Source organism: Allorhodopirellula solitaria (assembly GCF_007859855.1).
Lineage (GTDB): Bacteria > Planctomycetota > Planctomycetia > Pirellulales > Pirellulaceae > Rhodopirellula > Rhodopirellula solitaria.
Genome location: NZ_SJPK01000002.1, coordinates 1 through 5,874, shown reverse-complemented (window position 1 = coordinate 5,874; position 5,874 = coordinate 1). Strand labels below are relative to the sequence as shown.

At 56.3% G+C, this 5,874-nt stretch carries 5 protein-coding genes and 1 tRNA gene; all 6 read left to right on the top strand.

What is annotated here, in order from left to right; all coding sequences use genetic code 11:
- Positions 1-387: 387 nt before the first annotated feature.
- The 6 genes from CA85_RS03560 (at position 388) to CA85_RS03540 (ending at position 5,425) form a co-directional block, all read left to right on the top strand.
- Positions 388-473 (top strand) — tRNA-Leu (locus tag CA85_RS03560).
- Between the two features lie 321 nt (positions 474-794).
- Complete coding sequence (locus CA85_RS03555; RefSeq protein WP_146389955.1) at positions 795-2,474, top strand: class I SAM-dependent DNA methyltransferase; 1,680 nt, start codon at positions 795-797, stop codon at positions 2,472-2,474.
- Positions 2,467-3,870: a restriction endonuclease subunit S gene (locus CA85_RS25355; protein ID WP_222435398.1), complete on the top strand. Its 1,404-nt coding sequence runs from the start codon at positions 2,467-2,469 to the stop codon at positions 3,868-3,870. The genes CA85_RS03555 and CA85_RS25355 overlap by 8 nt, the downstream gene beginning before the upstream one ends.
- The gene (locus CA85_RS25940) at positions 3,867-3,992 is read left to right on the top strand and encodes a hypothetical protein (RefSeq protein WP_261344702.1); all 126 of its coding nucleotides are present in this window, start codon (positions 3,867-3,869) and stop codon (positions 3,990-3,992) included. The genes CA85_RS25355 and CA85_RS25940 overlap by 4 nt, the downstream gene beginning before the upstream one ends.
- Positions 3,993-4,022: 30 nt before the next feature.
- Complete coding sequence (locus CA85_RS03545) at positions 4,023-4,736, top strand: Nmad2 family putative nucleotide modification protein (RefSeq protein ID WP_146389954.1); 714 nt, start codon at positions 4,023-4,025, stop codon at positions 4,734-4,736.
- Entirely contained in the window at positions 4,733-5,425 is a 693-nt protein-coding gene (locus CA85_RS03540) for a HipA domain-containing protein (RefSeq protein ID WP_146389953.1), read from the top strand. Before CA85_RS03545 ends, CA85_RS03540 begins: the two co-directional genes overlap by 4 nt.
- The last annotated feature ends 449 nt before the right edge of the window (positions 5,426-5,874 follow it).

The window sequence follows — 5,874 nt, the reverse complement described above, 5'->3', positions numbered from 1 at the left end:
GTTCGAAGTAGCCAGCCACCTCCGCCCGTCAACAAAGTAGCCAGACGGCTCCGCCCGTCTGAGCTGTGAGAGCAAATCCAACCCTCACAACGGTCGAGCCCGCCGGTCAACCCTGCAATCTCACAACCCATCTGCAGAACGCAGCTTCGCTAAGAACTGCTGACGGCAGTATTTTTGTCCCAACGCATTCCCAGACCGCAGAAACTCTGGTGGGAAGAGAATCGTCTGAACCTCGTCCACTGTTTCGAGTCATTCTGACAGGCTATCTTACCGGTTCGTGGTTGTTTGGCGTCGCGCAGAGATATTGCCGAATTTGTCACCGCGAATCGTTTTGGCCCTTGCCATTGGGGCCCGAATGCCACGAAAACACCGTGCTTGACGGTGCCAGCCCAGGTGGTGGAATTGGCAGACACAGGGGATTTAAAATCCCCCGGACGGTTACGTCCTTGCGGGTTCGAGTCCCGCTCTGGGTATTGGGCATGGTCTCGCACCATGTCGCATGGTGAAGGGGAGTGGCACAGGGAAGTCGAGAGTCCCTCCAACCTTCTTTCCGGGCCCCTGGAATTGCTGTTCGTCGCGTTTCGTGGGTTTTCTGGGGCCCGCACCAGACTGCCCTTGAGGTGGTAGGGTCAGTGTAAAACGCACTTGCCATGTCAGCCGGATCGACCTGCGCCCGCAGCTGTCTGGTGGTGCGGTGATACCTAGGCCATACTCCTTCCACGCTCTGACGGGCGAAATCACGGGATTGAATCACCGCTCTTTCGGGCAAGACGCAATCGAGAGGACCGAAACGGATGGCAAAGAAAGCGAAAACGGGTTCAAAGCAGGCCGCTAACCTTGGGTTTGAAGCCAAGTTGTGGCTGGCGGCAGACAAGCTGCGCTCGAACATGGATGCGTCCGAGTACAAACACACCGTGCTGGGGCTGATCTTTCTGAAATACATCTCCGACGCGTTTGAGGAATTGCATCAAAAGCTGCTGGCCGGTGAAGGCGAGTACGAAGGGGCGGATCCGGAAGACGCGGACGAGTACCGCGCCGAGAACGTGTTTTGGGTGCCTCCGGAAGCCCGCTGGCAGCACATCCAGGACAACGCCAAGCAGCCCACGATCGGCAAGCTCGTCGACGACGCGATGGACGCGATCGAACGGGACAATCCCAAGCTCAAGGGGATGCTGACCAAAAACTACGCTCGGCCGGCTCTCGACAAACAGCGGCTGGGTGAGCTGATCGATCTTGTCGGCACGATCGGCCTCGGCGACGCCGAGAACCGCAGCAAGGACATCTTGGGTCGCGTCTACGAGTACTTCCTGTCGCAATTCGCCAGTGCCGAAGGCAAGAAAGGCGGTCAGTTCTACACGCCCAGCTGCGTGGTGCGGACGCTGGTCGAGATGCTGGCACCCTTCCAGGGCCGAATCTATGACCCGGCTTGTGGGTCCGGCGGGATGTTCGTGCAGAGCGAGAAGTTCGTAGAGCATCACGGCGGCCGGATCGGTGACATCGCGATCTATGGCCAGGAATCCAATCCGACCACGCGGCGATTGGCGATGATGAACCTGGCCATCCGTGGCATCGATGGCGATGTCGGCAAAGAGCACGCCGATACCTTTCGTCGCGATCTGCATCCAGACCTGAAAGCCGATTTCGTGATCGCCAATCCACCGTTCAACGATTCGGACTGGTACCGCAAGGAAGACGACGTGCGTTGGAAGTTTGGCATTCCGCCGAAAGGCAACGCCAACTTTGCTTGGGTCCAGCACTTCATCCACCATTTGGCACCCGGCGCGGACGCGGGGAAGAAACGCGGACGCAAACGAAGTGACACAGTGTCACCTCCACCGGGCGGCTTTGCCGGGTTTGTGCTGGCCAACGGCAGCATGTCATCGAATCAGTCGGGCGAGGGTGACATCCGCAAGGCGATCGTGGAAGCGGATCTGGTCGACTGCATGGTCGCGTTGCCGGGGCAGTTGTTCTACAGCACTCAAATTCCGGTGTGCCTGTGGTTCCTGTCACGCAACAAATCTGGCTCCCCTCGCCCCGCTTCGGGGAGAGGGGCTGGGGGTGAGGGGCCAACCTTCCGAGACCGCCGCGGCGAAACGCTGTTCATCGACGCTCGCAAGCAGGGCAAGCTGATCGACCGAGTCCACCGGGAATTGACCGACGAAGAAGTCCGGCGGTTGGCCGACACCTATCACGCTTGGCGTGGCGACCTGGAGTTCTGCAATCCGAACTCCAAGCTGGAAGCCTACGAGGATATTGCTGGATTCTGCAAATCGGCGACGAAGGACGAGATTGCCGAGCACGGCTACGTGCTGACACCAGGACGCTACGTCGGCGCCGAAGCAGTTGAGGAAGACGACGAGCCGTTTGATGACAAGATGTCACGACTGGTTAGGGAGTTGAACGAGCAGTTCGCAGAGTCGGCGAAGTTGGAATCCGCGATCCGGTCAAATCTGGAGGGACTGGGGTATGCCTAATCCCGTACTTGGAGAATTCCCCGATCACTGGGAGGCAACAACGCTCGGTGAAATCTGCGACCGGGGTGGGGGCAACATTCAGACAGGGCCATTTGGAAGCCAGTTGCACGCATCGGACTATGTTCCGGTGGGCATTCCGTCGATCATGCCTGTTAATATCGGAAAAAATCGTCTCGTCGAGGACGACATAAAGCGAATTACAGAAGAAGATGCGGAACGCTTGAGCAAGCATCGCGTTGTACCGGGCGACATCATCTATAGCCGGCGTGGCGATGTTGAACGTCGTGCACTCGTTCGCGAAGAGCAACGTGGATGGTTGTGCGGTACCGGTTGCATGAAGGTTCGACTCGGTAGTGGAGTCGCGAATCCTAAATTCGCTTCGTTTTACCTGGATCATCCACAAGTGCGAGAGTGGATCGTCCAGCATGCAGTCGGTGCGACTATGCCAAACTTGAACACTGGCATCATGCGAGCGATTCCGTTTGCCCTGCCTCCGATGAACGAGCAGAAAGCCATCGCCCACATCCTGGGCACGCTGGACGCGAAGATCGAGTTGAACCGTCGGATGAATGAGACCTTGGAGTCGATGGCTCGGGCGATCTTCAAGAGTTGGTTCGTCGATTTCGACCCGGTCCGGGCGAAGATGGACGGTCGCCAGCCCACCGGCATGGACGCTGACACCGCGTCACTGTTTCCCGATTCGTTTGAGGACGTGGATGGGCTGTTGGTGCCGAGCGGATGGCGAAAAATCACGGTTAGCGATATTTCCGAAGGACTGTACGACGGGCCCCACGCAACGCCAGAAAAGTCGGATGCGGGGCCAGTATTTCTTGGCATTAAGAATTTGACGGGCACAAAGGTCGATCTTTCTGAGATCAGACATATCAGCGAGGAAGACTGGCCGCGTTGGACTAAGCGGATCGAACCGAAGCATGGCGACATCGTTTTTACTTACGAGGCGACACTCGGGTATTTTGCAATTATTCCACCAAACCTTCGTTGCTGCCTGGGACGCCGACTAGCCCTAATCCGACCGAAGCCTGAAACACGGCTTCGTCACTTCGTGTTTCACTCATTCACGAGTGATCCGTTCCTTGTTTATCTCGACGCGCACGCAATTCACGGCGCGACAGTAAACCGTGTACCGCTTTCTGAGTTTCCCAACTACCCATTGCTTTGGCCATCGAAGGAACTTGTATCAAGGTTTGAGGATCTCACTGAACCGATATGGAACCGCATTCACGCGAACGACAGGTTGTCGGCAATCCTAGCATCACTCCGCGACATGCTCCTGCCCAAACTGCTCTCAGGAGAACTCCGCGTCGGCGATGCGATGAAACAAGTCGATGACGCGATGTTATCGCCGGCTGGTGAACCTGCGGGGGCCGAGGCATGAAGGGAAAGACAATCCGCATTTTTCTTGCTGATGGCGCCGCCAGCGGCGTGCTGACTGCCGAAATCATCAATTGGACGGGGAAGGTGATGGTGTCGCCACGTGCCCGACTCGCCAGCAAGTGATGTCCTTTCACGACTTACCGAAAGATTTCGATGAGCGGATTGAGTGCTAACTACCAAACATCAAATGATTCCCTTTCCGGTCGATGCTACGTCTACAAGGTGGTCGTCGACAACGGTGGTGCTCCGTGCGTGTATCGAAACGTCCTGTCATTGGCGATCTGCAAACCGGCCATCCGTCGCACGGCAAACGCCGGTGATCTGATTTTCGGGTTCAGCGGAAACGCTGACTCCCCGCGTAACCGCTTGGTCTACATCGCCGAGGTCACCGAAAGACTCGTTGATGGTGACTACTATTACGATGCCAAGTACGCAAAACGCCCAGACTGCATTTACGACTGGGCCGGGAACCATCGTTTGGTGCTTCGTGACGGTGCCAAGTACCACAATTTCACGGATGCCCGTGTGCGAGACGTGGGTCAACATCCAGAGTATGCCAACGCCTGCGTCCTTCTGAGTTCTGATTTCCGCTATTTCGATGACACAGGGAACAACGACTGGAAACGTGATTTCGGCGGTGTTGCCGCTTTGGTTGAAAACATGGGACAAGGACACCGCGTCAACCACGGCCCCAAACTTCGAGACGAGTTGCTCGACCTGAAGGACGAAGTTTGGCGAGCACACTCAACAAGAAAGCTTGGCACCCCGGCCCATGGGTGGTGCAAGAAAGTCTGTCATTCAGCCTCTTATGACGAAGACGAATTGTTCAGGGTGACCGAAGCAGGTTGTGAGCAGGTGACACGATGACATACACCGAAAGCGACACCCCGTTTCCGATCATCGAGGTGGATCCTGGATTTGCTCAGGGCATGGGAGAATTGAGGGCGAAACGAAAGTACTGGTTCCACCGAGACGATGGTGACGCGAGTTGGTTGTTCAAGGCAGACGAACGGCTTGCGGGTGCACAGGCTGGCGAAACACAGGGCGTAGGTGGCGTTGGCGAAGATTGGTCTGAAAAGATTGCGAGCGAGATTTGTGTCCTTCTGGATATTCCACACGTCCGATACGAAATGGCCGTTGAAAAAGGCACGGGAATCCCGGGTGTGATCTGCCAGAACATCGTGGCCGGTCGACAGATTTTGGTTCTCGGAAATCAATTGATGCTGGAGCGAGACCCGGCCTATCCATCGGACAACGAACTGAAGTACGGGGTGCGAGAGCATACGGTCGACGCGGTCCTTGAAACGCTGGCAAGCCTCCAGAGGCCGCCGGACGCCTTCTGCGAGAATCTGCCCGAGAGCATTCAGACTGCGGAAGATGTGTTCCTTGGCTACACAATGTTGGATGCGTTGATTGCCAATCAAGATCGCCATCACCAAAACTGGGCTGCGATTCGCGAGGGTGGTCGCAAGTTTTTTTGCTCATCCGACGGAAGCGTGCGCCCGAGGTTTTCAAGGCATGGCTCCCGTATCGAAGGATTTATTTGTGGGATGTGATTATCAATGTTAGACTGGCACTGCCGGGAGAAACGTAGCCGAGCTCTGCCGAGGTGCTGGCTTGGCAAGGGATATCTCGGTCGCCAGCGTTTCCCTGCAAAAGCGGTACGCCAATGGTGTTGTCGCTCCCTGGCGAGCGTTTGTTCATCAGGGACGCATTTTTGAACGATCATTGGATACGAGAGCCATGCCTGGTATGTCCCCAAGTTAGCCTAAAAAACTACCAGGGGCGCATTCTGAGTGCTTTCATTGAAGGAATTCACTTTCCCTTCAATCAAGGAACTCCGATATGGCAATCGCCACCAAGAAACGTTCGTCAAAATCGTCAAAATCCAATCAGGCCCGTTACATCGGCAAGCCAGCTGGGGTGATTCAGCAGCGAGTCGAGGCGGTCGGTCCCTCTCACTTTGGTGTCGTTTCGGTCGACTGCGCCAAACGCAGATCCAAGT

Bases quoted from the DNA above. Each gene is read 5' to 3' on its own strand.
- CA85_RS25355 (WP_222435398.1), top strand. From the start codon at position 2,467: ATGCCTAATCCCGTACTTGGAGAATTCCCCGATCACTGGGAGGCAACA.
- CA85_RS03555 (WP_146389955.1), top strand. From the start codon at position 795: ATGGCAAAGAAAGCGAAAACGGGTTCAAAGCAGGCCGCTAACCTTGGG.
- CA85_RS03545 (WP_146389954.1), top strand. From the start codon at position 4,023: ATGAGCGGATTGAGTGCTAACTACCAAACATCAAATGATTCCCTTTCC.
- CA85_RS25940 (WP_261344702.1), top strand. From the start codon at position 3,867: ATGAAGGGAAAGACAATCCGCATTTTTCTTGCTGATGGCGCCGCCAGC.
- CA85_RS03540 (WP_146389953.1), top strand. From the start codon at position 4,733: ATGACATACACCGAAAGCGACACCCCGTTTCCGATCATCGAGGTGGAT.